Consider the following 25,119-nt stretch of genomic DNA (forward strand, 5'->3'; position numbering starts at 1 on the left):
GTGGCGGCAACGCTATGGAACGGGTGTTTCCGTGTGGTTACGGGCGTTCGACGGCTGCGTCACGACCGGGCCGTGGCCGCTGGCGGAGGTCGTGACGTGTTCGACCCACCGCCGAAACACGCGGATGTCATCGTCGCCTCCATGGAGATCACCGACGTCCAGCCAGTCCCCACCACCACGACCGTCCGCCTCGGTGCGAACCAGTACGGCAAGGCCGAGGTCCGGCTCGTCCGGGTGACGCGCGACACCGACCGGCACGAGATCGAGGACCTCACCGTCACGACGCAGTTGCGCGGCGCGGCGCTCGCCGACTCGTACACCGAGGGCGACAACGCGAAGGTCGTCGCGACGGACACGCAGAAGAACACGGTCTACGCCTTCGCGAAGGAGCACGGGGTGGGGACGCCGGAGGAGTTCCTGCTGCGACTCGGCCGGCACTTCAGCACCGCCTTCGACTGGTACGACGGCTCCACCCTGTCCGCCGAGCAGCACACGTGGGAGCGGATCGTCGTCGACGGTCGGGAGCACGACCACTCGTTCGTCCGGGCAGGCCGCGGCACCCGCACGGCCGTGGTGCAGGTCGACGGCGACGACGTGCACGTGCTCGCCGGGGTCACCGACCTGACGGTCCTGAAGTCGACGGGCAGCGAGTTCCACGGGTTCCCGCGTGACGGGTACACGACGCTCGCTGAGACCGACGATCGGATCCTCGCGACCTCGGTGACGGCCCGCTGGCGGTACACGCCCGAGGCGGTGGCGGCGGGCATCGACTACGACGCCGTGTACGCCGGTGTCCTCGACCGCATGCTCGCGACCTTCGCCGAGCTGCACTCCCTGGCGCTGCAGCAGACCCTGTTCGCGATGGGCCGCTCGGCGATCGAGGCGTTCCCGGAGATCGCCGAGGTGCGGTTCTCGATGCCGAACAAGCACCACTTCCTGGTCGACCTCGCACCGTTCGGCCTGGACAACCCCGGCGAGGTGTTCTTCGCCGCCGACCGGCCCTACGGCCTGATCTCCGGCACCGTCGTGCGCGACGGCGTCGCCGAGGCCCCTGCCGCGTGGACATCGGTGCCGGCGTTCGTGTGACCGACGTGGTGGGCGTGCTGCTCGCCGCCGGTGCGGGGACGCGGATGGGGCGGCCGAAGGCGCTGGTCGCCGAACCGGACGGCACCCCGTGGCTGCACCTCGGCGTCGACGCGCTCCTGCTCGGCGGCTGCGACCGGGTCGTCGTCGTCCTCGGCGCCGCCGCCGACCGGGCGCGGGCCCTCGTGCCCGCAGTGGACGGGGTCACCGTCGTCGTCGCGGACGACTGGGCAGCGGGGCCGGGCGCGTCGCTCGCCGTCGGGCTCGCGGCCGTCACCGGTCCGGCGACGGCGTGCGTCTCCCTCGTCGACCTGCCCGGCCTCCCCGCGACGGCCGTCCGGCGGGTGATCGGCGACGGCGACCACCCGACGGCCCTCCGCCGCGCGGTCCACCGCGGCGTACCGGGACACCCGGTGGTCGTCGGCTCGGAGCACCGAGCCGCGCTGGTCGCCGCGCTGTCCCGCGACCCCGCGCACGGCGCCGGCCCGTGGCTCGCGTCGTCGGGCGCGGAGCCCGTCGAGTGCGGCGACCTGTGGGACGGTCACGACCAGGACCACCCGGTCGTCCCGCACTGAACCCACAGCGCGTCAGCGCGGGATCACCGAGAACAGGAACTTCTTGCGGACCATGTACCAGGCCAGCAGGATCAACGCCGAGTGCACCACGAAGCCGATCCAGAAGTCGCCCCACGGCACACCCGGGATCGACGCGATCGCCAGCGCGAAGAACACCTGCCACACGAAGACGTAGAGGCTCGCCTGCCCGATCGGGATCCAGAGCCACCCGATCGCCGCCGAGATCGGCTTCCAGAACACCGTCAGGATCGCGTACGACACGATCGCGAAGAACGCGATGTCGACCAGTCGGCCCCACTGCAGGTCCACCCGCTGGTACGCCGTGTTGTACAGGTCCTCGTACATCGACGCCGGGAACGGGACCGGCGTGAACCCGGCGTGGTTCGCCGCCCAGACGTACACCAGGAACGCCGCGTAGCCGCCGACACCGATGCCGACCAGGACCTTGCCGAGCCGCCCGGTGAGCGCACCGATGATCTGCCGTCGGTAGTACCCGAGCACGAGTCCGTGGGTGAACACGACCTGCCAGGTGAGCAGCGGGAACACCGCCTCGAACTGCGAGTTCAGCGGGCGGAACTCCGGGTGGAGCGCCTGGAACACGTACAGCGCCCAGCTCACGACGAGCACCACCCACCAGAAGCCGCGGCGGATCAGCCAGAGCAGCGGCGGGATGAACAGGCTCAGCACCACGAACAGGCCCATGATGTTGAACGGCCAGGGGCCCATCTCGAGCAGCAGGAACTGCCGGATGGCGTACCACGGCGGCGGGTAGCCGAGCAGCTGCATGGCGTTCGGGTACAGGTCGTAGACCCGACCCTCGGCACCGACGCCGCCGGTGCCGGTGCCCCGGTCGGTGAACGTCGTGATCGCGTCGGTGTTCAGGAACGGGACGAAGCTCAGCGCGAAGACCACCGCGATCACCACGAGCGTGACCAGGTACTGCTTGCGGGCACGCTTCCACGCCCCGATCGCGGCCGCCCACTCGCCGAACTTCTTGATGGCGAACGGGTAGGTCATGCCGAGGACCATGCCGGACAGGAACACGAACATCTCGGCACCGGTGATCGCACCCACCGCGTGCAGGGTGAGGTACGAGTACGGTCCGCCGATCTCGATGTGGGTGATCACCACCGCCAGGATGATGAACCCGCGGAACAGGTCGAGCCGCAGGTCGCGCCCGGGCTTGCCGTCGTCGGGGTACCGCCACCCCGGCAGCAACCGTCCGAACAGGCCGCTCAGCAGGAACACCGCCGCCAGGCCCACGGCGAGCCAGACGATCCACGCCATCTGGTCGCCGCCGGTGTCGTACTGCTGGTCGGTCGCGGCGTTGCCCTGCTGCGTGGTGACGCGGTCGGTGACCGGCCCGAAGGCGAAGTGGTCACTGCGCTCGAGATCGGTGCGGAACGAACCGGCGATGCCGGGCACGGCCGTGTCGCGCCAGTCGGCGACACGGTTGCTGGCCTCGGGCTCGCGACGGTTCGTCTCGACGAAGGTCACGCCCCGGATCAACGGGCGGTCCTGGACCGACGCGATCACCTGCCGCCACCAGCCCTGCTTGACCAGCAGCTCCGCGTCACCCCGGCGGGCGTGGTCGTACAGCGCACCGGTGTCGAGCAGCATCGACCTGCCGCCGTCGACCGCGAACCGGTCGTAGAAGCTGTCGGCCTGCTGCTGGTCGTAGCCCCAGGTCTCGTCGAACCGGGACTCGACCTCACCGGGCTCCGGCACGTCGTTGCGGGTGAGGGGCACGTCGCGCCCGGCTGCTGCCGTCGACTTCCCCTTGCCGAAGGAGTACATCGACAGCCCGACCCAGTCGACCGACGCGTCGCCCGGCCAGTACGGCTCGTAGGGGTCGTCGGCCGCGGTCAGCGCGCCGTCACCGTCGGTGTCGAGCTTCGCGACGTCGGTCGCGGACAGGTCGTCCAGGCGCCCGGCGGACTCGCCGAACGGGTACCCGGCACCGTACGACGGCGACCAGACCATGAGCGCGTCGGAGTCGCCGCCGTGCACCGCGGTCGCGAGTGTCCGGAACGCCTGCACGAACTGCGTCGGCTGCTGCCCCCAGCGCACCCACGTGCCGTTCATCTGGGGCGCGAACCGCACGAGCACCTGGGTGTCGTACTGGTCGTGGACCTCCTGGAGCACGGTGTTCACGGCCCGGGCGTCGGCGGCGTCGAGAGACCGGAGCGACTGCCCGGGCTCGAGGCTGACGACGAGGACCGCGCCCTGCGTCGCCGCGGCACGCGTCGCGCGGAGGAGCTCCCGCCGGGCCGAGCGGTCGAGCGGGTAGTCGATCTCCACCCCGTACATGGACGGCGTCGCACCGAGTCGTCCCTCGTACCCCGCCGGGGAGTCGTCGCCCCAGTCGAGGTCCGGACCGAACCAGGCCGTCCCGCTCACCGGCGCCGTCGCCGCGGCCGTGTGCACCGTCACCGCGGACGCCGGCACTGCACCGCCGAGCAGGAGCGTCGCGATCGTGACGAGGACGGCGACCACCCGGGCCGCCAGCAGCCTCACCGTTCGCACACCAGGGTCCAGACGTTGTGCCCGTGCTCGTGTCGGTGCTCCAGGCGGTCGAGTGCGGCGATCGCGAGTGCCAGGCCGCGTCCGCTCTCCTGTTCGACGTCGGCCATCGTCACGGCGCTCAGGTCGATGTCCACGGGCAGGCCGTTGTCGGTGAGCTCCGCGGTGAGGGCGCGATCCGTCGAATCGAGCCGCACGGTGTACCGCCGACCGGTCTCCTGGTCGGCGCGCGTGGTGTGCTCGACGATGTTGGCGGCCACCTCGGCCAGGGCGGTCTCCAGCGCGAACCGGAGCCGGGCGTCGTCGATGCCGAGTCCGTCCCACCACGTCGCGAAGCGGTCCTGGACCTCGTCGAGCGACACGGGCGTCGCGGCGACGTCGAAGGTGGTCTCGGCGCTCACAGTGGTCCTCCGGCGGTGCTCGACTCGTGCTCTGACTGGGCTGCCGTGCCCGGGCCGCGGTAGCGGACGGCCCGGATCACGATGCTGAAGATGAACAGGTCGAAGACGACCCACGCGGTGTTGACCAGCGGCGCGATGCCCGATGCCTGCCCGGTCAGGTACCGGATGCCGATCATGACGAGTGCGGCGACCAGGGCACCCATCGCGAAGAGCTGCGGCTTGACGAGGTCCCACCGCGGCTTCTGCTCGGTCTCGTCGCGCACCTTCGGCGTCACCCGGAACCCGAGCGGCTTGCCGCGGAACACGTTCTCGAACGCACTCGTCACCGCCTCGATCCACACCGGGAACAGCGCGAGCGAGTACTGCTGCCCACGCCAGGTCGGTCTGCCCGCGGCGACCACCCAGAACAACAGCTGGTTGAGCACGAGGAACGGGATCAGCCGGGCGAAGAAGTCGACGCTGTACGCCTGCACCGGCACGACGCCGAACGACAGGCACAGCACCGGCGCCGCGATGTAGACGATCGCCGCGAACCCGGACAGGTAGCTCCACATCGTGGAGAAGTACATCAGGCGCTGCCCCCAGGACAGCCCCTTCTGCACCAGCGGGTTCTCGCGGAAGAACACCTGCATGGTGCCCTGCGCCCAGCGGAGCCGCTGCACGAGCATCGTCGGCAGGTCCTCGGGCGCCAGGCCCTTCGCCAGGATCTCGTCGTGGTAGGCCGACTTCCAGCCGAGCCCGTGCAGCCGCATGGCGGTGGCCATGTCCTCGGTCACCGAGATCGTGGCCAGCGGCATGATCGGCTGCGCCTCGTCGTCACGGTTGACGTCGAGCGCCCGGGCGAGGACGGCGATCGACTCGATGGCGGCCACGGGCGATGCGTCGCGGCGGCCGAGCACGTCGAGCGCAGCGTCGTCGAGACCGGCGAAGGTGTTCGCGTCGGTCGACATCGCCGCGAGTTCCTGCAGGTCGTTCCGCACCGACTCGAGGTCGGCGGCGGCGAACCGGAAGGCGATCGTGTCGATCCCGCGCTGGAACGCGTAGGTGACGTCGCCGAGCGGTTCGCCGGCCCGGACCTGGTCGCGGGCACGGTCGACGACGGCCTCGGCCTCGTCCAGGGCTCCGAGCACCCGCGGGTCCGTCTCGGTCTCGCGGGCGCGGGCCAGCAGCTTCCGTGCCGTCGTGATCGTGCGCTGCACCGACGCCTCGACCTCGACCACGTAGCGGGAGATGCCGAGCTGCATCAGGGCCTCGCGCCGCAGGATCGCGTTCGACCCGCAGAAGAACGCGGCGTTCCAGCCGTCCTTCGACTGCTGGATCGGTCCGTAGAACAGCGGCGCCTGGCTGCCGAGCAGGTCCTGTTCGGGGACGTTCTCGAACCACTGCGGCGTCTGCACGAGTGCCATCCGCGGGTCCTTGAAGTAGCCGAGCGTGCGGTCGAGGATCTCCGGCTCCGGCACCTGGTCGGCGTCGAGGATCAGCAGGAACTCGCCCTGGGTCGCGAGCAGGGCGTTGTTGAGGTTGCCGGCCTTGGCGTGCCGGGGCCGGTCGATCCAGTCGGCGCCACGGGTGACGACGCCGATGCCGAGCGACTCGGCGGCCGCGCGCATCTCGGGGCGGTTGCCGTCGTCGAGGATCCAGGTCGCGTGCGGGTGCGTGATCGCCTTCGCCGCCCGGGCCGTGCGCACGACCATCTCGACGGGCTCGTTGTACGTGGTGATGAAGACGTCGACGGTGACGTCGGAGGACGGCTTCGTCGGGGGTTCCCCGCGCTCGCGCAGCCGCCACGCTCCGAAGGCGAACAGGAGCGAGTCGATGACGCTGTAGGTCTCGGCGAGGATGAGCGGCACGGCGATCCACCAGGAGTGCCAGTTCACCGAGGCGGCCCAGCGCCAGACGACGTAGTTCGCCCCGGCGATCGAGGCCAGGAGCGCGACGGTGCGCACCGTGACGAGCCGTCGGCGGGCCGTGCCGGTGCTCAGCCGGCGGCGGTCCTGCCGGCTGACGTCGAGCGCCGTCACCGAGTCGCTCCGGCTGCGGGGTCGCCGACCGTGCTGCGTCGCAAGGGTGCCTCCTGATCCGCGGACCCCGGCCGCAGCGCGCCCGGGTGTGGTCTCGTCCGGACGCAGACCCAGGGTCGTCGTGCCGGCCGTCCGCTCTGGTCGTCGGGCACGACCTCGGCGTAGGGACCTGTCTACCGCAGCGACCGGCCCTCTGTCAGGCCCGGACTGCGAGTCGTGGACAACGGCCGGGGTCCAGCCACCGTGCAGGTCAGAACGCGGCGGCGAACCCCAGGTCGTCGGCGAGGCGGGCGATCACCTGGTCGAAGTACGCGGCGCCGTCGGAGACGGAGCCCACGAAGTGGCCGAAGAGCTCGAACGAGATCGTGCCGAACACCGTCGACCACGCCATCAGGGTGCGGACGAGGACCTCGTCGGGCAGCGTGACGCCGAACGATCGCAGGGTGGCCGGGGCGTCCGCGACTGCGGGGCCGGCCGGCCCGGGAGCTGCCGTGGGCGCGATGGGTGATCCGGGCCTCCCGTCCGCTCCCGGAGACGACGTGACGGGACCGTCGGACGCGACCGCATCGGCGACCACCCGTACCAGCGCGAGCGTCGTCCGCGCGGCGGGCGCGACCGTCTCGCGGGGCGCGGCGTAGCCCGGCACGGGCGACCCGAACAGCAGCGCGAAGTCCCCCGGGTGTGCGACGGACCACGCCCGGATCGCACGGCACGCGGCGACCCAGCGGGCACCCGGCAACGGCCCGGCCGCGGCGTCGGCAGCCTCGACCGCTGCGCCGAGTTCGTCGTAGTCGACGATGAGCAGCGCCGTCAGCAGGTCGTCGCGGCTCGGGAAGTAGCGGTACACGGCCGACGAGACCATGCCGACGTCGCGGGCGACGGCTCGCAGGCTGAGCGCCGCCGGGCCCTCGTCGGTGAGGCGGGTGCGCGCGGCGGCGAGGATGTCCGCCCGGACCGTCTGCCGGGCGAGCTCGCGTGCTGTCGGTGCCATCCGGTCACCCTGCCACACGAGAGCACTGCACACAAACGAGAGCAGTGCTCTTGCTCTTTCGTGCTCCAGCACGCATCCTGGTAGCGAGAGCACCGCTCTCGCTGACCGAACGGAAGCAGGGACCATGTCGCACCACCACCTCGTCATCGGCGCCGGCCCGGTGGGCCGCCACGTCGCCGCGCTGCTCGCCGAACGCGGCGAGCGCGTCACGGTCGGCACCCGCTCGGGTCGCGACACCGGCCTGTCGGGAGTCGGGCACGTCGCACTCGACGCCTCCGACGCCGAGGCGCTCACCCGGGCGGCCGACGGCGCCGCCGTGCTCTACAACTGCGCGAACCCCGGCGACTACACGCAGTGGGAACGCACCTGGCCGCCCCTCGCCGCGTCGATGCTCAGCGCTGCCGAACGCACCGGCGCCGTGTACGCGATCACCGGCAACCTGTACCCGTACGGTCCGGTCGACGGGCCGATGCGACCCGACACCCCGGACGCCGCCACCGACCACAAGGGGATCCTCCGCGCCCGGCTGTGGGCGGACGCCCTGGCGGCGCACCGCGCAGGACGTGTCCGCACCGTCGAGGTCAGGGCCTCGGACTACGTCGGGCCGGGCATCGGGGCCAACGGGCACGTCACGCGGGTGCTGCCGGCCGCATTGCAGGGGAAGGCCGTGACGATGATCGGCAGGACCGACCTGCCGCACACCTTCACCGACGTGCTCGACGTCGCCAGGACCCTGGTGGCGGCAGCTTCGGACGAGCGCGCGCACGGCCGAAGGTGGATGGTGCCGAGCAACGCTCCTCGTACCCAGCGGCAGGCGCTCACCGACGTACTGGCCGCCGCCGGCAAACCGCCCGTGCCCGTCCGACGGGTGCCCGCCGCGGCGGTCCGTGCCCTCGGGCTCGTGTCGCCGATGATGCGGGAGCTCGCCGACATGACCTACCAGTGGACGGCGCCGTACGTGGTCGACGATGCCGAGAGCCGCACGTGGTTCGGCATCGCGCCGACCCCGTGGGACGAGGTGTGCCGCCGGACCGTCTCCGGGGTGTCGTGAGGGTGGCGGGTTGTGGGGGCGGTGGCGGCGGTGGGCGGTCTCGCTGGTGCCGGGTGCCGGGTGCCGCCGAGGTTCCACAACACGCCGCCGGTGTGCCGCCGAGGTTCCACGGACCGGCCGAGGGAGCGCCGACACTCCAAGATTTCGGAACCTCGGGCACGCGCCCGCACCCGGCACCCCGCCCCCCCCCCCGCACCCCGCACCCCGCACCCGGACACAGGACGGGGTGGGACGCGCCGTTGCGTCCCACCCCGTCCTGCCTCGGTCTGCCGGTCAGATCACCAGCAGCCGCGAGTACTGCGCCGACGACAGCTGCTGGGCAGCCCCGCCGGAGGCCGGCACGCGCCAGAGCCCGGCCGAAGCTCCGCTGTCGACGTTGACGAAGACGTCGCCGTCGTCGGAGGCGGCGCCCGTGTTCGGCCCGCGCGACCCCGCCGTGATGCCGGAGACCGCCACGGTGGACTCCCCACCGGTGCCGACCACGAGCTTGTCCGGGATCGTGCGGTCGACCTTGCAGCCGGTCGGGCTGGTCGGGTACTCGGCGGGGGCGCTGCACCACTCGGCGGACTGCAGCAGCGAGAACCCGTCGGCGTTGGTGGCCGCGTACTCGAACGCCAGCCGGGGCTCGATCCGCGTCAGGGCCGTAGCGCCCGGCTTCAGCTGGTACCAGGCCCACGAACCGGCGGCACCGGGAGAACGGATGTCGACGTACACGTTGCCGTGCGAGTCGGCGAGGACCGCTGCGGGGTACCCGACGCCTGAGCTGCCGGGGAGGGTGATCGCCCGTGCGCTCATGCCGGTGCCCACGACGATCGGGGAGAACTGCGAACCGCCGACGGCGACGACCTTGCCGTCGGGGGTGACGGTCCAGAACCGCTGGCCGCTGCCCGTGGCAGTCAGGTCGAGCACGGTCGTCGCGGTGGAACTGCCGACGGGGAGCTTCTGCACCGCACCCGTCGCCGAGTCGATCCAGTACAGGTTGCCGGCGACGTCGGAGCGCAGGTCGGGGGTGAGGTGCAGCCCGGTCGCCAGCGTCCGCGTGGCACTGCCGTCGGCGGGGTGGAACAGGATCGAGGTCAGGTCCGCCGAGGGGGTGAACACGTCACCGACGTCGTCCGCGGCGAAGCCCGTCCCCTTCGCGGCGACGACCTTCCCGGTGCCGGAACCGTCCTCGGCGAACCGGACGACGTTGCCGGACCCGTCGAGGGCGAACAGCGACTGCGTCGTGTCGACCACGGACGGCGTGGTGTAGCGGACGAGGGTCGTGCGGCCGGTCTTCTTCGCGCCGATCGCGCGCACCGAGAAGCGGTAGGTCGTCTTCGGCGTCAGGTCGCCGAAGCGGTCGGACCGCGCCTTCGCCGGCAGCCGGTCGACACCCTGGTCGGGCTGGTGCTGCGCGGGGGAGATCGTGACCTTCCAGCCGGTGACCTTCGCGCCGGACTTCGGGGGACCCCAGGTCACGGTCGCGCTGTCGCCGGCTCCGGTGACCCGGACGGCGGTCGGCGCGCCCGGCGCCGAGGACGAGGGGGCAGCCGTCGCCGGCGCCACTCCCCCGATGACGAGCGCCGCCGCTGCGGCGACGGTGATGAGTGCTCGGTACACGTTCGTTCCCCTGCCTTCCCCGCGGCTCCCTGCGTCACGGCTGCAGGTATCACAGCACCGCCAGGGCACCAGGGGAACCGATCCGGGCGTGATGTGCGGTTCCCCGCACCGCAAGATGCCGAAAGGCTGGACCGGCGTCTCGCGGGCCCGGGACCCGCACCGAGGACGGACGGGAGGCACGGTGCCAGCCGGCACAGTGCCTCCCGTCACAAAGGGGGTCGCGTCCAGGACGCGGCTCGCGTCAGTAGCGCGGCTTGCGCTCCGGACGGTCGTCGCGGTCGCCACGCGGGGCGCGGTCGCGGTCCTCGTAACGACGGGCACCACCGCCACCACCACGGCGGTCGGGCTTGATCTCGATGAGCTTGCCGCTGATCCGGGTGTCGGTCAGACGGTCGAGCACGCCACCGTCCATGTCGGCGGGCAGCTCGACGATGGAGAAGTCCGGCTGGATGCGGATCGCGCCGAAGTCGTCGCGGCGCAGGCCGCCCTCGTTCGCGAGCGCACCGACGATCTGACGCGGCTCGACGCGGTGCCGACGACCGACCTCGATGCGGTAGGCGGTCATGGGCTGCGAACGACGGGGGCCGCGGTCGCGGTCGCCGCCACGGTCGCTGCGCGGGGCACGGTCGTCGCGTCCGCCACGGTCGTCGCGCTCGCCACGGCGGGCGTCGCGGTCCATCTGCGTGCGCAGGGCGTCGTCGGCTGCGGTCAGGAGCAGCGGCGAGTCGCCCTGCGCCACGACGGCGAGGGCGGCGGCGACGTCGTCCGAGGGGACGTCGTGGTGCTCGACGTAGTGGGCGATGACGTCGCGGAAGGCGGCGATGCGGCCCTGGTCCTCGAGCGCCGCGGTGATCGCGTCGTCGAAGCGGGTCAGGCGCGTCTCGTTGACGTCGTCGATGGTCGGCAGCTGCATCTGCGTGAGCGGCTGCTTCGTGTGGCGCTCGATCGCGGAGAGCAGGCGACGCTCGCGGGGGGTGACGAAGCTGATCGAGTCACCCGAGCGGCCGGCGCGACCGGTGCGGCCGATGCGGTGCACGTAGGACTCGATGTCGACCGGGATGTCGTAGTTCACGACGTGGGTGATGCGGTCGACGTCGAGGCCACGGGCGGCGACGTCGGTGGCGACCAGGATGTCGAGCTTGCCGGACTTCAGCTGGTTGACGGTCCGCTCGCGCTGGGCCTGGGCGACGTCACCGCTGATGGCGGCGGCGGCGTACCCACGGGCGCGGAGCTTCTCGGCCAGGGTCTCGGTCTCGCTCTTGGTGCGGACGAAGATGATCATGCCCTCGAAGTCCTCGACCTCGAGGATGCGGGTGAGCGCGTCGACCTTCTGCGGGTAGGAGACCATCAGGTAGCGCTGCGTGATGTTCGCGGCGGTCTTCGTCTTGGTCTTGACGGTGATCTCGGCCGGGTCCGTCAGGTACTGCTGCGAGATGCGGCGGATCTGCGCGGGCATCGTCGCCGAGAAGAGCGCGACCTGCTTGTCGTCGGGGGTGTCGGCGAGGATCGTCTCGACGTCCTCGGCGAAGCCCATCTTGAGCATCTCGTCGGCCTCGTCGAGCACGAGGTACTTCAGCTCGGACAGGTCGAGCGTGCCCTTCGCCAGGTGGTCCATGATGCGACCGGGGGTGCCGACGATGACGTCGACGCCACGGCGCAGGGCGGAGAGCTGCACGCCGTACGCCTGGCCGCCGTAGACGGGCAGGACGTGGACGTTCTTCATGTGGGACGCGAACTGCTCGAACGCCTCGCACACCTGCAGGGCGAGCTCACGCGTCGGCGACAGCACGAGCGCCTGGGGCTTCTTGCTGCCCGAGTCCATGCGGGACAGGATCGGCAGCGCGAAGGCCGCGGTCTTGCCGGTACCGGTCTGCGCCAGGCCGACGACGTCGCGCCCGGCGAGAAGCGTGGGGATGGTGGCTTCCTGGATGGCGGAAGGGGTCTCGTACCCGATGTCCTTGACGGCCTTGAGCACAGCGTCGCTCAGGCCGAGATCGGCGAAGGTCACCACGGGCCCCTCGTCGGTGGTCTCGGTGGTGGTGGCGGTGTCCGTGCTCATACACCAACGGTATCTCGAATGCACGCACCGCAGTGACCGGAGAGCAGGCGGACGGGAGGCGCGGGGCGGGCCCGACCCGTGCCTCCCGGTCCCGTCACGGTCACGTCACGGGCGTGTGGTGCCGATCCCGAGGACCGCGTCGGCCCGGTCGTTCAGCCGCGTGAGCATCTCGGCGAGCGAGCGCAGCTCGTCCGAGGCGAACTCCTCGGTCAGGTCGTCGAAGACCTCGGCGCCGGCCGCGTCGAGCTGGTCGAGCAGTCGCTTGCCCGCGGGTGCGAGGGACACGAGTGTGGCGCGGCCGTCGGCGGGGTCCGGCGATCCGACCAGGTGCTCGGCGTCGATCAGCGACGCGACCCGGCGACTGATCACCGGGCGGGACAGGCCCGTCGCGTCCGCGATGGCGGTGGCCCGGACGGGTCCGTGACCGGCGACGGCCCGCAGGATCACGCGCGCCGTCGGGTCGAGTCCCCCGCTGGACTCGATGAGCGAGGAGCGCAGGGTCTGTCGGACCCACAGCCGGTCGAGCTGGGATCGCAGGAGTCGCTCGGCAGCGCGCCGGTCGTCGGACATGCGCTCAGCGTAGCGGCCACATTTAGTTGCTTGTCGGAAGCAACAGATGTATCGTTGCGCGGTCTGCAAAGTTACACAGCACGAAAAAGGAGTTCGATGACCGCCACCGCACCCGTCCAGGTGCAGCACGGTCGGCACAGCGCCGAGGCCCCAGCAGCCTCCGGCGGTACCGGCCAGCAGCCCCTGATGACCCACCGACAGATCCTCCTCGTGATCTACGGCCTGATGGCGGGCATGTTCCTGTCGTCCCTCGGCCAGACGGTGTTCGGCACGGCGATCCGCACCATCGGCGACGACCTGCACGGCCTCGACCAGCAGGCCTGGGTCACGACGGCCTACCTCATCACCTCGACGATCGCGACGCCGATCTACGGCAAGCTCTCCGACATCTTCGGCCGCCGACCGCTCTACATCTTCGGCATCGTCGTGTTCATCCTCGGCGCCGTCCTGTCGTCGATGTCCACCTCGATGCTCATGCTCGCGGCCTTCCGTGCCGTGCAGGGCATCGGAGCCGGTGCGCTGATGTCGCTGCCGCTGGCGATCATGGGCGACATCCTCGCCCCGCGCGAACGTGCCAAGTACCAGGGCTACTTCCTCGCCGTGTTCGGCATCTCGTCGGTCATCGGCCCGCTCATCGGCGGCCTGCTCGCCGGCTCCTCCGAGATCCTGTGGATCACCGGGTGGCGCTGGGTCCTGCTGATCAACGTGCCGATCGGCGTCGCGGCGCTCCTCATGGTCATCGTCTTCCTGCACCTGCCGAAGGTGCACAGTGCCGACGACGCGAAGCCCAAGGTCGACTGGTGGGGCGCGACCGCCGTCATCGTCACCCTCGTGCCGCTGCTGCTCGTCGCCGAACAGGGCCGCATCTGGGGATGGGGCTCCCCCGCCGCCATCGCCTGCTACGTCGTCGGTGTCGTCGGCCTGATCGGGCTGCTGCTCATCGAGTCGAAGATGGGCGACGCGGCGATCATCCCGCTCAAGCTGTTCCGCTCGGGCACCTTCTCGATGGCGACCGTCATCGGGTTCCTGGTCGGCTTCGCGATGTTCGGCGCGATGCTCACGATCCCGCTGTACCTGCAGATCGTCGTCGGGCTCACCCCGACCGAGTCCGGCTTCGCCACCCTGCCGCTCGTCGGTGGTCTGATGATCGCCTCGATCACCTCGGGTCAGATCGTCGCCCGCGTCGGCCGCTACCGGATCTTCCCGGTCATCGGCACCGCGCTCGTGTCCGCCGGCTACGTCGTCCTGACCTTCATGTCGATCGACAAGCCGCTCTGGTTCCTGATGATCGGCATGTTCCTCATCGGTCTCGGCCTCGGCTCGGTCATGCAGTCGCTCACCCTGGCGTCGCAGGGCTCGGTGGAGGCCCGTGACATGGGCGTCGCCACGTCGTCCGCCACGTTCTTCCGCCAGATCGGCGGCACGCTCGGCACCGCCGTGCTGCTGTCCATCCTGTTCTCGGTGATGCCGGCGAACATCCTGACCGCGACCGCGAACGAGAAGGACCTCGGTCCGGCACTCGACGCCGCGCTCAACCCGACCGTCGCCAGCGCGAAGGCGAACCAGGGCGCCATGGACAAGATCTGGACGCCCGTCGTCACCCCGCTGACGAAGACCGTGCAGTCGCAGCTCGACGCTGCCTCCGCGAAGGCGACGCAGGCCGCCGACGCCGCGGTCACCGAGCAGGTCACGGCAGCCGTGCAGCAGCAGGTCGCCGCCGGTGCGGTCCCCGCCGCCTCGGCCCAGTCCGTCATCGACCAGCAGGTCGCCGCGGCGACGCCGGCGGCCGAGCAGTCCGCGCTCGAGCAGGTCGCCGACCAGGCACACGCCAGCGTGCAGGACGGCGCCGTGTCCGTCGACTGGTCGAACGCCTCGCAGCGCTCCTACTGGGTCGACGAGCTCACCCCGGAGCTCGCGAAGAAGATCGACGACGGCAACACCACGAGCGACAGCGCCACCAGCACGAACGACACCTCGTTCCTGACCGGTGCCGACAGCCGCCTGACCCGGCCGTTCATGGCGGGCTTCAACGCCTCGTCCGTGACGATCTACTGGGTCGGCCTCGGTGTGATCCTGCTCGCGTTCGTGCTCACCTGGTTCTTCCGGGTGCCGCCGCTGCGCCAGCGTTCCGCGCTGCAGGAGCGCGCCGACCTGTCCGCCGAGGCCCAGCTCGAGGCCGAGGCCGGTGCTGCCGCGGCCGACGCTGGCTCGTTCACCGGGCCGATGACCGGCTCCGTGCCGACCGGCTCGGTGCCCACCGGCTCGGGCTCGACCGGATCCACACCGACGCACCGTCGGTGACCGACCGGGGCGTCCGTCCGTGCCCCCTTTCCGGGCGGGCGCCCCTCCCACCACCCAGACCACACCAGGAGTCCCCGTGATCACCACCCCGGCAGCGGCAACGGCAACGGAGCCGTGCACGCTGCGTGAACGGAAGAAGCAGCAGACCCGCCAGGCGTTGCACGACGCAGCGCTGACCCTGGTGTCGGCGCACGGACTCGACGGCGTCACGGTCGAGCAGATCTGCGCCGACGCCGACGTCTCCCCGCGCACGTTCTTCAACTACTTCTCGTCGAAGGCGCACGCCGCACTCGGCCTCGACTCGGTCGAGGTCCCGGAGCACTCCGCGGTGTGGTTCGCCGAGGCTCAGGGCGGCCTGGTCGACGACCTGTGCTCCCTGGTCGCGGCGACCGTTCCGCTCTCCCAGGACCGTCGGCGGATGAAGGAGCTGCTCGTGCTCCGACCCGAGATGTCGTCGATGGTGATGCAGTGGATGGCCGAGTCACGCCAGTCGCTGCTCAGCGTCGTCGGCACCCGCACCGACGAGCAGACCGCACGCACGGCCGTGACGCTCGTGATGTCGGCGCTCAGCGAGGCTGCCCACCGCGACTCCGTGCGGAGCAACGACGAGCTCGCCGTGCGACTCCGGGCCGTGGTGCGCGAGATGGCGGCGCTGGCCGCCTGACGGTCCCGCGCGGGCCGTTCCGCGCCGGGCCGTTCCGCGTACTCGGTCGTTTCGGGCGTACCTGGTCAGAACTTCTGTCCAGGTACGCCCGATTCCGCTTCCCACCGCACGCGTTCTGGGAAGGAACGCCGCGCCGCGGGACCGCCGGCTCAGGAGTGGGCGAGCGGATCGAGCTGCTCGGGGGTGACGTCGGCAGCCGCGGTGGAGCGACTGAGCGCCTCGGATTCCTCGTCACGCGCGAGCAGCTCGCGACCCGCCGCGGTGCCGTGCTGGAACGCATCCGGGCCGACCAACAACCGGAGCGGCGGCTGGTCCATCTCGACGACCCGCAGCACGAGCTCCGCGACGAGGTCCGGGTCGCTGGCACCGATGGCTGTCCCCCCGTGCAGGCGGGCCGACGCGCCGACGGTCGACTGGTACTCGGGCCGGACCGGGGCCACCTGCATCGACGAACCGGCCCAGTCCGTCCGCATCCCGCCGGGCTCGAGGACGGTCACGCGGACGCCGAGGGGTTCGACCTCCTTCGCGAGCACGGACGAGAAGCCACCCACCGCCCACTTCGCCGTCTGGTAGGCGCCGAGGCCCGGCGTGGCCATGCGACCACCGACCGAGGAGACCTGCACGATGTGCCCGGAGCCCTGAGTGCGCATCACCGGCAGGGCGGCCTGCGTCAGGGCCACGACGCCGAACAGGTTCGTCTCGACCTGCGCACGGAAGTCTGCCGGCTCGACGTCCTCGATGCTCGCGAGGTTGGCGTACCCGGCGTTGTTCACGAGGACGTCGAGTCGCCCGAAGCGATCGACGGCGGTACGGACGGCCGCACGTGCTGCGGCCGGATCCGTGACGTCCAAGGGGACGCTGACGAGGGTCCCGCCCTCTGGGACGACCAGGTCGTCGAGTGCACGTGGGTCACGGACGCCGGCGACGACGTCGTGGCCGGCGTCGAGCGCGGCGCGGACGATGGATCGACCGAGGCCGCGGGAGGCGCCGGTGACGAGGAAGACGGACACGATGGTTCCTAACTGACTGGTTGGTTGACAGAAGTCATGGAACGCCATCCGCTCGCATTTGTCAACCACCCGGTTGATACGATGGCGAGCGTGCCGATGCCACGAGATGCCGACGCCACTCGCGCGAGACTCCTGCTCGCCGCGCGCGACGAGTTCGCTGCGGTCGGGATCGCGGGGGCCCGCGTCGATCGGATAGCGGCCGCCGCCGCGAGCAACAAGGCGCAGATCTACCACTACTTCGCCAGCAAGGACGGCCTGTTCGACGCGGTCTTCGACGCCATGGTCGCCGAGACGCTGGACGAGGTGACGATCGATCCGGCGGACCTCCCCGAGTACGCCGGACGGTTGCACGACTCCTACGTCCGGCGGCCCTGGGTCCAACGGCTCGCGACGTGGTACCGACTCGAGCGCGGCGACACGCAGCACCCGATCGACGCGGTCGTTCGGAGCAACACGGCGAAGCTCCAGGCGATCGAGGGTGCACAGCGCGACGGCCTGCTCTCGACCGCGTTCGACGCGGCCGAACTGCTCGGCCTCGTGATCCACACGGCTGCGCTCTGGAGCGGCGCGACCCCCGAGTACGCCCGGCTCACGGCCAGCGCCTCGGCTGCCCGCCGCCGCGCGGTCGTCGTGCAGGCGGTGGCCGCGATCACCGCGGGCTGAGCCGCCGAGCGGGGCGGTGCCAGACGAGCGCGGCGTTCGCGGCGTCGCGGGCGAAGCGGAGCACCCGCAGCACCACGATGTCGTGGTCGCCGGCACGGTGGACGGCCTCGACCGAGCACTCCAACCACGAGTGCGCACCGTCGAGCAGCACGGCCCCCGACCCGGTGTCGACGTGCGGAACACCGACCAGTCGCTGCGCCCGGTCGCGGGAGGCCAGCTGCCGGGTCTGCTCGGCGTGCCCCTCGGCGAGGACCGAGATGCCGAGCACCGGCGCCGCCGCCAGGTCGGGCCAGGTCGTCGACGAGTGCTGCACGGCGATCGTCGCGAGCGGCGGGTCGTAGGAGACCCCGACGGTGAACGAGGTGGCCACCATGACGACCGGCGCGCCCGCCACCCGGGCGGCGATGGCCGCCACGACCGAGGGGATCTCGGCGATCGCCTCGCGGATGTCGAGCGGGTCGCCGACGAACTCGTGCTGCATGGGGGTTCCTTCGTTCAGGAGCGGGCGAGCAGGGAGCGGGCACGTCGTTCGTCGGCACGCATCGCGGCGACGAGGGCGTCGGGCCCGGGGAACGTGCGCTGCCGACGGAGCCGCCGGCCGACAGTGAGCTCGACGGGGGTGCCGTACAGGTCGCCGTCGAAGTCGAGCACGTGGATCTCGACGGTGCGCTGCCGGTCGGCGAAGGTGCTGTTGCTGCCGATCGACACGAGGGCCTCGCGCGTGCCGGGCCACGTCGGTGCGGTCAGCCACCCGACGTAGACGCCGTCCGACGGCACCGTACGGCCGTCGTCGGGCAGCAGGTTGGCGGTCGGGAACCCGAGCCCGTGGCCGACGCCGGCGCCGTGCACGACCGCGCCGGTGAGGACCGCCGGCGCCCGTCTCGGCAGGGAGACCGCCGCCACGAGCGCCCCGAGTGCCGCCAGCGCCAGGGCGCCGAGGGCGACCGCGTCGGTCGACACCGCGAGCAGCACGGCGGTGACGGTGCTGCCCAGGACGGCACCGAGCTGCTTCACGGTGTTGAACGTGCTCGACGCCGCACCGATGGTCGCCGGGCCGGCCCCGAGCACCGCCGCGAGCGAGAACGGGGACCAGACGAACGCGTTCGCGACCCCGAAGCCGGTGAACGCCGCCGCGACCGCCCAGAGCGGAGCCGACGTCCCGATGAGCACGGCGGTGAGCGTCACCGAGACGACGAGCAGGACGGCACCGATGGTCGCCGTCGCTCGCGGGCCGGCGGTGTTCGTCGTGCGGCCGACGAACGGTGCGGCGGCCAGGCAGGCGATCCCCATCGGCACGAGCACCAGGGCGGCTGCGCCGGCACCGAGTCCGCGTCCGTCCTGCAGGTCGAGCATGAGCGGGATCGGCGCAGACCCGACGCAGAACGACGCGGCCATCGCTCCCCACGAGCCGGTGACGAAACCGCGGTCGCGGAACAGCCCGAGCGGGACGAGTGCCCGGTCGCCCGCTCGGCGCTGCACGGTGAGCACCGCGGCGACGACGAGCGCGCCGAGGACCACCAGACCGACCCGCGGCAGGGGTGCGGCGAGCACTCCGTCACCGGTCCCCTGCACGCCGACGACCACCGCGAACACCCCGGCGGTCACCCCGACGACGGCGAGCACCGGCAGCGGCACCGCGATGCGTCGGGACACGGGTACGAAGCGGAGCACGGCGACGGCGGTGACGATGCCGACGGGGACGTTCACCAGGAAGACCGACGGCCACCCCCACGCCTCGACGAGCACGCCCCCGACGATCGGGCCGGCGACGGTCGCGGCACCACCGCCGGCGCTCCAGACGGCGAGCGCGACGGCGAGCCGCGGCGGGTCGAACAACGAACGGATGACGGTGAGGCACTGGGGCGTCAGCAGCGCGGCGCCGACGCCCTGCACGGCGCGCCAGACGACGAGCGCACCGATCCCCGGCGCGAACGCGCAGCCGACCGACGCGACGGTGAACACCGCGAGCCCGAGCAGGTAGACGCGGCGGTGGCCGAAGCGGTCGCCGAGCCGTCCGGCGACGAGGAGCGGCACCGCGAACGCGAACAGGTAGGCGCTGTTCACCCAGACCGACAGCGACGCGTCGGTGCCGAGGTCGCTGCCGATGTCCGGCAGCGCGACGGACACGATCGTGCTGTCGAGCAGCAGCATGAAGAAGCCGAGGCAGAGCCCGCCGAGCGCGAGCCACCGACGGGCCGGGGTCACCTCACACCGCCAGGTTCTCGCGGAGCGTCGTCCCCGGGTACCGCGGCGCCAGGGCACCGCGGGCACGCAGTTCCGGCACGAGGAGCTCGCTCAGGTCGGCGAACCCGGTGGGCATGCCGAGCGGGCTGGACAGCATGTAGCCGCCGCGTCCGCCGGTGGCCGCGAAGTTCTCCTGCAGGGCGTCGGCGACCCCCGCTGCGTCGCCGACCAGCATGTGGTCGAGGCCCGTCGCGGCACGCCAGCCGTGTTCGAAGAAGTCGTCGCGGTCCATCGTGTGGTCCTCGCCGAACTCGGCGACCAGGCTGCCGACCAGGCCGGCCGGGCTCGCCTGCGCGGCGACGATCTCGTCGCGCAGCTCGCCGAGCCGGAACGTCTCCGGCAGCGTGGAGAAGTCGTAGCCGGCGTTGTGCGAGATGAAGGTGCCGACGGCCTCGCGGTTCCAGAACGACAGCAGCGAGTCGCGGCGGGCGGCGGCCTCGGCGTCGGTGGCCCCGACGATGACCTGGGTCGCCCAGAGGATCCCGACGCCGGACGGGTCCCGGCCGGCGTCGGTGAGCGCTGCGTCGAGCGCGTTCCGGTGCCGGAGCTGTCCGGCGACGCTCGACCCGAACCCGAACACCAGGTCGGCGAAGGACGCACTGGCGGCGATGCCGCGCGGCGAGTTGCCGGCCTGCACCACCACGGGGTGCCGCTGCGGGCTCGGGACGCTCGCGAGCGGGCCACGGACCTTGAAGAAGCGACCGTCGTGGTCGATGGGGTGCACCCCGGCCGGGTCGGCGAACCGTCCGGTCGAGCGGTCGCGGACGATGGCGTCGGGGGCGACGGAGTCCCAGAGCGCACGGCAGACGCCGATGAACTCCTCCATCCGTTCGTACCGCAGGTCGTGGTCGATGAGGTGGTCTGACCCGTAGTTCGCTGCGTCCGCACCACGCGACGAGGCGACGACGTTGAACGCCATCCGTCCGCCGGTGACGTGGTCGAGCGAGTTGAGCAGCCGGGCGACGGAGAAGGGGTGCGTGAACGTCGACGAGTAGGTGAGCCCGAACCCGATGTGCTCGGTGACGGTGGACATCGCGGCGATCACGGGTGACATGTCCTGCCGGGGCCACTGGATGCCCCACTCGACGGCCGGGTCGATGCTGCCGCGCCACGTGCTCGGCACACCGGACCCGTCGCCGAAGAACAGCATGTCGACGCCGGCACGTTCGGCCGTGCGGGCCACCTCCATGTACATGCGGACGTCGGGGAAGTCCTGGCCGACCCAGCTGCCGGCCGCGGCCCACCGCCCCTCGGTGTGGGTGAAGGACAGGTCGTAGGCCAGGTGCATGCCGCTCATCGGGCACCCACCGGCGAAGCGGACGCGGACGCGGGCACAGACACAGACACAGACGCGGAGGCGGACTCGCGCCACAGCGCCACCGTCTCGTCGGCGTCGGTCACGACGCCCACGTTCAGGTCGATCAGGGTGAGCGCGGCGTCGTGCACGTCGGTGTCGTACGCGGCGGTGGCGTCCTGCGGGACCACCACGGGCCAGCCGAGCTGCATCGCGTCCTGCGCGGTGGCGAGGACGCAGCACTCGGTCGTGAGTCCCACGACGGTGACCCAGCCGATCCCGGCGGAGGTGAGCCGGGCCTCCAGGTCGGTGCCCAGGAACCCGCTGTACCCGCGCTTCACGACGCGGGTCTCACCGGACGCTGGCGCCATGCGGTACCACTCGGCGCCCTCCGTGCCGATCCGGCAGGGCTCGTCGTCCGGCATGGGTCCGTCCGGGTCGCCCCCGCGCAGCCACGTGCTGGAACGCCACGGCCGGGCCGGGTCGCTGCCGAGTTCGACCCAGACCACGGGGACGCCCGTCGCGCGGGCCTCGTCGACGAGCGAGCCGATGCGGGTGACGGCGGCGTCCACGGCGACGGACGCGCGGTCGTCGAGTCCGTACGGCGCGATCCGCGCCGGCTCACCGAAGTCGCGCTGCACGTCGACGACGACGAGCGCGGGGCGCGGACCACCGGCCGGCGAGCCGGCGGCCGGCGAACCGCCAACCGGCGAACCGGCAGCCAACGATCCCCCGTCCAGCAGCCTGACGAGCCGTGGGTCGCGACCCACGTCGACTCCCCCGGTCACCGGACGACCGCCGCGTCGTGCTGGCGGAGCGCGGGCAGGACGGTCGCACCGAACAGCACCATGTCCTGGTCGTACTCGGGGAAGATCAGCATCAGGCCGTCGAGCTCGCCCCGGTCGACGATGTACTCGATGTGCTCGGTGACGGTCTCGGCCGACCCGGCGACGTACGCGGTCTGGAACGCGTCCTCGCCAGCGGCACCGTCCGCCCACGCCCGTGCCTGCTCGGCGGGGACGCCCCACGACGCCCGCATCGAGGCCAGCGCCTGTCGGTCGACGCCGGCACCCCACTCGCGCACCTTCCGCTGGGCGGCGGCGTCGGTCTCGCCCTGGACCACCGTGAGCATCGAGTACGTGCGGCATTCGCGGCCCTCGGCGGCGGCGCGGTCGTGCACGTCGCGGGACAGCTCGCGCATCTCGTCCAGGCTGTCCGCCGCCAGGAAGGCCCCGTCCGCGTGCTTCGCCTGGAACGCCCGGGCCGCCTCGGACTTGCCGGCACTGATGATGGTCGGCCGCGATACCGGGTGGGGGCGGGACTCGCACGCGTCGAGGTCGAAGTACGGCGTGTGCATCGTCACGCTGTCCTCGGTCCACAGGCGCGTGACCGCCTCGGTCCAGAGCTCCGTCATCCGGTACCGGTCGGCGTGGCTGAGGGCCGCGTCCCAGATCCCGAACTGCTCGAACTCCGCCGCGTAGGCGCCGTTGACGATGTTCATGCCGGCCCGGCCGCCGGAGATGTCCTGCAGCGTCGTGTACATCTTGGCGGCGACCGCCGGGTTGTGGACGTTGGCGTGCATCGTCGCCCAGATCTTGACCCGCTCGGTGGCCTCGGCGATCCCGGCCATCATCGTCATCGACTCCAGGGACCGGCCCCAGTGGTCCGTGGAGCCGCCGAAGCCGCGCCACTTCGCCATCGACATCACGAAGTCCAGGCCGATCGTCTCGGCGTGCAGCGCCGCGCGCTTGTTCCAGGCGTAGGTCGCCTCGGGGTGGGGTGCGGTGGTGGAGAGCATCCACCCGCCGTTGCCGATCGGGAGGAAGATCCCGTACTCCTTCGCGGGCATCTCACGCCGCCTTTCTGGTCGTTGCGGAACACTCGGTGACGATGGGGCTCACGGTGCGGGCCACACGGTCTCGCCGTCCTTCGTGATGGCGTCGATGTACTCGTTCGTGAACCAGCTCTTCGCGTCGTCGGCGGTCACGGAGCGCTTGACGATGTCGAACTGGTGCAGCATGTCGACGAGCTTCGTCACGTTCTCCGGGTCGATGCCGCCGAGCGGCTGGTCCGGCGTCGGGTTGTCCGCGATGACCTTCGTCTCGGTCGTCCAGATCTTGGTGTTCTGGGCCGTGTCGTAGGTGGCGCCGGACAGCTTCGCGGCGTACCCGACGCACTGCTTCGTCTTCGCCTCGCTCGCGGAGCAGAAGTCGTAGGCGTGCAGGGCTGCGCGCAGGACGTCCTCGACCGCGGTCGGGTGCGCCTTCGCGAACGCCGGGTTCACGGCCATGGCGCCGATCGACGAGGGGATGTCGTAGTCGACGGGCTGCCAGACGGTGACGTCGTCACCGGCGGCCTTGAGCAGGTTCGGCTCGTTCGACACGAAGCCGGTCAGCGCCTCGAGGCCGTTCTGCTTGCGGGGCAGGACGGACGGGTCGTAGCCCTCCTTCACCAGTGTGAGGGAGTCCCACTCCACACCGGCCTTCTCCATCATCGCCCGGACCGACGCGGGGACGTAGCCCTTGTGGCCGACGACCTGGCCGTCGAGCTGCGGCAGCTTGGTGATGTCCTCGTTCGTCATCAGGACGTCGAGCCCGGCGTTCGAGTACGACGAGATCCCGGTGATGTCGATGCCGTTCGCGCGGGCCTGGATGAGGTCCTGCTCGGCGACGGCGGAGACGGTGGCCTGGCCGCTCGCGAGGAGCTTCGTGTTCTGTGCGGTGTCACCGGACCCGGGCTTCAGCGTGACGTCGAGGCAGAGGTCCTTGAAGTAGCCGAGCTCGTCCGCCGCGATGTACTCGAGGATCGACGCCGACGACTGGTACTGGTAGCCGGACAGGTAGGTGATCGTGCCGGCGTCCTTGTTCTCCTTGCACCGCTCGGCCGAGATGGCGCTGCCCTCGGACGAGGTGGTGCCGGCGCTGGAGCCGGTGCTGCAGCCGGTGAGCGCGAGGGCGACGACGGCGGTGGCGAGGGCCGCGAGTGCGGCCGTGGTGCGGCGCGTGGTGCGGCGCGTGCTGTGCTGCGTGGTGCTGTGCTGCATGGTCACTCCTGTGGGAAGGGATGGGTGGTGCAGGGCAGGTGCGGGTGGGGCGGTGGGGCGGCTGACGTCGGCCGGGAGGCGCGGCTGACGTCGCGCGGGCAGGCTCGCGCCGGCGGGTGGTGCGGCAGGGCCGCGGGGCGGCCGCGTGGTGCGGCAGGCGGACCGCGTGTCAGTCGTTCGCGGTGCGGTGCCAGTGCAGGACGCGACGCTCGACGAGGGTGATGAGTCCGAGCAGGACGACACCCATCACCGCGAGGATCGCGATGGCGGCGTAGACGACGGCGAGCTGGTTCATCGACGACGCCGTGCTGATCACGGTGCCGAGTCCCCCGGTCGATCCCGAGGCGGAGAGCTCCGCGACGACCGCGCCGATGATCGACAACGGGAACACGATCCGGAGGGCTGCGAACACGAACGGCAGGGCGTTCGGGATCCGCAGGTGCACGAGCATCTCGAACCGGGACGCGTCGATCGTCCGGTACACCTGCAGCACGGGTTGCGGCACGGACCGCAGCCCCGCGGCGGTGTTGATCAGGATCGGGAAGAAGCAGATGAGCGCCGTGATGACGAGCTTCGGCAGCGGCCCGAACCCGAACGCCACGACCAGGGCCGGGGCGATCGCGACGAGCGGCGTGACGTTCAGCACGATCGCGATCGGCATGACCGCGCGTCGGACGATCGGCAGCTCACTCGTCAGCACCGCGAGCACGAACGCGGCGAGGAACCCGATGGCCAGGCCGACGAGCGACTCCGCCAGGGTGATGCCGGCGTTCTGCAGGTAGTACGGCAGCTGCGTGGCGAGGGTCTCCCCCACCGCGGGCAGCGGCGGCAGCAGGTACGGCATGGCCGTCGCCCCGATCTGCCAGAGCACCGCCAGGACGGCGAGCATCACGACGAGGGGCAACCAGACGGTCGGTCGGAGCCAACCGGGCACGGATCGGCGGGCGGTGCGCCGCTCGGCGTCGGCCGTGGTGACGGTCGCGGCGGGCGTGGAGGTGGTGGTCGCGCTCATGGTCCCGTCTCC

At 71.5% G+C, this 25,119-nt stretch carries 21 protein-coding genes; 6 read left to right on the plus strand and 15 right to left on the minus strand.

Annotated features, from left to right (window positions below):
* Window positions 1-141: 141 nt before the first annotated feature.
* Complete coding sequence (pucL, locus tag ACVKXF_RS17375) at window positions 142-1,086, plus strand: factor-independent urate hydroxylase (RefSeq protein ID WP_111084926.1); 945 nt, start codon at window positions 142-144, stop codon at window positions 1,084-1,086.
* Window positions 1,083-1,658 (plus strand): nucleotidyltransferase family protein, encoded by a 576-nt coding sequence (locus ACVKXF_RS17380; RefSeq protein ID WP_456796474.1) that lies wholly within the window; start codon window positions 1,083-1,085, stop codon window positions 1,656-1,658. Before pucL ends, ACVKXF_RS17380 begins: the two co-directional genes overlap by 4 nt.
* Before the next feature lie 12 nt (window positions 1,659-1,670).
* Here ACVKXF_RS17380 and opgC read toward each other — a convergent pair whose 3' ends face one another.
* From opgC to ACVKXF_RS17400, 4 genes are all read right to left on the minus strand, one after another.
* Complete coding sequence (gene opgC, locus ACVKXF_RS17385) at window positions 1,671-4,175, minus strand: OpgC domain-containing protein (RefSeq protein WP_456796475.1); 2,505 nt, start codon at window positions 4,173-4,175, stop codon at window positions 1,671-1,673.
* Entirely contained in the window at window positions 4,172-4,582 is a 411-nt protein-coding gene (locus tag ACVKXF_RS17390; protein WP_456796476.1) for an ATP-binding protein, read from the minus strand. The genes opgC and ACVKXF_RS17390 overlap by 4 nt, the downstream gene beginning before the upstream one ends.
* The gene (locus ACVKXF_RS17395; protein ID WP_456796501.1) at window positions 4,579-6,528 is read right to left on the minus strand and encodes a glycosyltransferase; all 1,950 of its coding nucleotides are present in this window, start codon (window positions 6,526-6,528) and stop codon (window positions 4,579-4,581) included. Before ACVKXF_RS17395 ends, ACVKXF_RS17390 begins: the two co-directional genes overlap by 4 nt.
* A gap of 325 nt (window positions 6,529-6,853) precedes the next feature.
* Window positions 6,854-7,594, minus strand: coding sequence for a TetR/AcrR family transcriptional regulator (locus ACVKXF_RS17400; RefSeq protein WP_456796477.1), 741 nt, complete (start codon window positions 7,592-7,594; stop codon window positions 6,854-6,856).
* A 124-nt stretch (window positions 7,595-7,718) separates the two neighbouring features.
* Between ACVKXF_RS17400 and ACVKXF_RS17405 the strand changes: the two genes are divergently transcribed.
* A complete protein-coding gene (locus ACVKXF_RS17405; RefSeq protein WP_456796478.1) occupies window positions 7,719-8,645 on the plus strand; it encodes an NAD-dependent epimerase/dehydratase family protein in 927 nt (308 codons plus the stop codon).
* A 273-nt stretch (window positions 8,646-8,918) separates the two neighbouring features.
* On the opposite strand, the gene ACVKXF_RS17410 is transcribed toward ACVKXF_RS17405, so the two are convergent.
* The 3 genes from ACVKXF_RS17410 to ACVKXF_RS17420 all read right to left on the minus strand — a co-directional run bounded on the left by ACVKXF_RS17410 (window position 8,919) and on the right by ACVKXF_RS17420 (window position 12,876).
* A complete protein-coding gene (locus ACVKXF_RS17410; RefSeq protein ID WP_456796479.1) occupies window positions 8,919-10,247 on the minus strand; it encodes a fibronectin type III domain-containing protein in 1,329 nt (442 codons plus the stop codon).
* A gap of 241 nt (window positions 10,248-10,488) precedes the next feature.
* The gene (locus ACVKXF_RS17415) at window positions 10,489-12,306 is read right to left on the minus strand and encodes a DEAD/DEAH box helicase (RefSeq protein WP_123313185.1); all 1,818 of its coding nucleotides are present in this window, start codon (window positions 12,304-12,306) and stop codon (window positions 10,489-10,491) included.
* Between the two features lie 105 nt (window positions 12,307-12,411).
* Window positions 12,412-12,876, minus strand: coding sequence for a MarR family winged helix-turn-helix transcriptional regulator (locus ACVKXF_RS17420; RefSeq protein ID WP_456796480.1), 465 nt, complete (start codon window positions 12,874-12,876; stop codon window positions 12,412-12,414).
* Between the two features lie 96 nt (window positions 12,877-12,972).
* Here ACVKXF_RS17420 and ACVKXF_RS17425 point away from each other — a divergent pair, with 96 nt between their 5' ends.
* Window positions 12,973-15,177, plus strand: a complete 2,205-nt coding sequence (locus ACVKXF_RS17425; RefSeq protein WP_456796481.1) for an MDR family MFS transporter — start codon at window positions 12,973-12,975, stop codon at window positions 15,175-15,177.
* A 76-nt stretch (window positions 15,178-15,253) separates the two neighbouring features.
* Entirely contained in the window at window positions 15,254-15,841 is a 588-nt protein-coding gene (locus ACVKXF_RS17430) for a TetR/AcrR family transcriptional regulator (protein WP_123313182.1), read from the plus strand.
* A 149-nt stretch (window positions 15,842-15,990) separates the two neighbouring features.
* Here the strand turns inward: ACVKXF_RS17430 and ACVKXF_RS17435 are convergent, their stop codons facing one another.
* Window positions 15,991-16,851 (minus strand): SDR family NAD(P)-dependent oxidoreductase, encoded by an 861-nt coding sequence (locus tag ACVKXF_RS17435; protein WP_456796482.1) that lies wholly within the window; start codon window positions 16,849-16,851, stop codon window positions 15,991-15,993.
* Window positions 16,852-16,947: 96 nt separating this feature from the next.
* Here ACVKXF_RS17435 and ACVKXF_RS17440 point away from each other — a divergent pair, with 96 nt between their 5' ends.
* Window positions 16,948-17,514, plus strand: a complete 567-nt coding sequence (locus ACVKXF_RS17440) for a TetR family transcriptional regulator (RefSeq protein ID WP_456796502.1) — start codon at window positions 16,948-16,950, stop codon at window positions 17,512-17,514.
* Here ACVKXF_RS17440 and ACVKXF_RS17445 read toward each other — a convergent pair.
* The 7 genes from ACVKXF_RS17445 to ACVKXF_RS17475 all read right to left on the minus strand — a co-directional run bounded on the left by ACVKXF_RS17445 (window position 17,501) and on the right by ACVKXF_RS17475 (window position 25,107).
* Window positions 17,501-17,995 carry a flavin reductase family protein gene (locus ACVKXF_RS17445; protein WP_123313181.1) on the minus strand — a complete coding sequence of 165 codons (495 nt, stop codon included), beginning with the start codon at window positions 17,993-17,995 and terminating at the stop codon, window positions 17,501-17,503. The genes ACVKXF_RS17440 and ACVKXF_RS17445 overlap by 14 nt on opposite strands.
* Before the next feature lie 14 nt (window positions 17,996-18,009).
* Window positions 18,010-19,719 carry an MFS transporter gene (locus ACVKXF_RS17450; protein WP_456796483.1) on the minus strand — a complete coding sequence of 570 codons (1,710 nt, stop codon included), beginning with the start codon at window positions 19,717-19,719 and terminating at the stop codon, window positions 18,010-18,012.
* Window position 19,720: 1 nt separating this feature from the next.
* Window positions 19,721-21,055 carry an NtaA/DmoA family FMN-dependent monooxygenase gene (locus ACVKXF_RS17455; protein WP_456796484.1) on the minus strand — a complete coding sequence of 445 codons (1,335 nt, stop codon included), beginning with the start codon at window positions 21,053-21,055 and terminating at the stop codon, window positions 19,721-19,723.
* The gene (locus ACVKXF_RS17460) at window positions 21,052-21,777 is read right to left on the minus strand and encodes a cysteine hydrolase family protein (protein WP_456796485.1); all 726 of its coding nucleotides are present in this window, start codon (window positions 21,775-21,777) and stop codon (window positions 21,052-21,054) included. The genes ACVKXF_RS17455 and ACVKXF_RS17460 overlap by 4 nt, the downstream gene beginning before the upstream one ends.
* Window positions 21,778-21,836: 59 nt before the next feature.
* Window positions 21,837-22,901, minus strand: coding sequence for an LLM class flavin-dependent oxidoreductase (locus tag ACVKXF_RS17465; RefSeq protein WP_456796486.1), 1,065 nt, complete (start codon window positions 22,899-22,901; stop codon window positions 21,837-21,839).
* 48 nt (window positions 22,902-22,949) lie between these two features.
* Window positions 22,950-24,095: an ABC transporter substrate-binding protein gene (locus tag ACVKXF_RS17470; RefSeq protein WP_456796487.1), complete on the minus strand. Its 1,146-nt coding sequence runs from the start codon at window positions 24,093-24,095 to the stop codon at window positions 22,950-22,952.
* A gap of 169 nt (window positions 24,096-24,264) precedes the next feature.
* A complete protein-coding gene (locus ACVKXF_RS17475) occupies window positions 24,265-25,107 on the minus strand; it encodes an ABC transporter permease (RefSeq protein WP_123313178.1) in 843 nt (280 codons plus the stop codon).
* Between the last annotated feature and the right edge of the window lie 12 nt (window positions 25,108-25,119).

It is taken from the genome of Curtobacterium sp. PvP017, assembly GCF_054060195.1.

Bases quoted from the DNA above. Each gene is read 5' to 3' on its own strand.
- pucL (WP_111084926.1), top strand. From the start codon at position 142: ATGGAGATCACCGACGTCCAGCCAGTCCCCACCACCACGACCGTCCGC.
- ACVKXF_RS17400 (WP_456796477.1), bottom strand. From the start codon at position 7,594: ATGGCACCGACAGCACGCGAGCTCGCCCGGCAGACGGTCCGGGCGGAC.
- ACVKXF_RS17405 (WP_456796478.1), top strand. From the start codon at position 7,719: ATGTCGCACCACCACCTCGTCATCGGCGCCGGCCCGGTGGGCCGCCAC.
- ACVKXF_RS17415 (WP_123313185.1), bottom strand. From the start codon at position 12,306: ATGAGCACGGACACCGCCACCACCACCGAGACCACCGACGAGGGGCCC.
- ACVKXF_RS17420 (WP_456796480.1), bottom strand. From the start codon at position 12,876: ATGTCCGACGACCGGCGCGCTGCCGAGCGACTCCTGCGATCCCAGCTC.
- ACVKXF_RS17425 (WP_456796481.1), top strand. From the start codon at position 12,973: ATGACCGCCACCGCACCCGTCCAGGTGCAGCACGGTCGGCACAGCGCC.
- ACVKXF_RS17440 (WP_456796502.1), top strand. From the start codon at position 16,948: ATGCCACGAGATGCCGACGCCACTCGCGCGAGACTCCTGCTCGCCGCG.
- ACVKXF_RS17445 (WP_123313181.1), bottom strand. From the start codon at position 17,995: ATGCAGCACGAGTTCGTCGGCGACCCGCTCGACATCCGCGAGGCGATC.
- ACVKXF_RS17455 (WP_456796484.1), bottom strand. From the start codon at position 21,055: ATGAGCGGCATGCACCTGGCCTACGACCTGTCCTTCACCCACACCGAG.
- ACVKXF_RS17465 (WP_456796486.1), bottom strand. From the start codon at position 22,901: ATGCCCGCGAAGGAGTACGGGATCTTCCTCCCGATCGGCAACGGCGGG.
- ACVKXF_RS17470 (WP_456796487.1), bottom strand. From the start codon at position 24,095: ATGCAGCACAGCACCACGCAGCACAGCACGCGCCGCACCACGCGCCGC.
- ACVKXF_RS17475 (WP_123313178.1), bottom strand. From the start codon at position 25,107: ATGAGCGCGACCACCACCTCCACGCCCGCCGCGACCGTCACCACGGCC.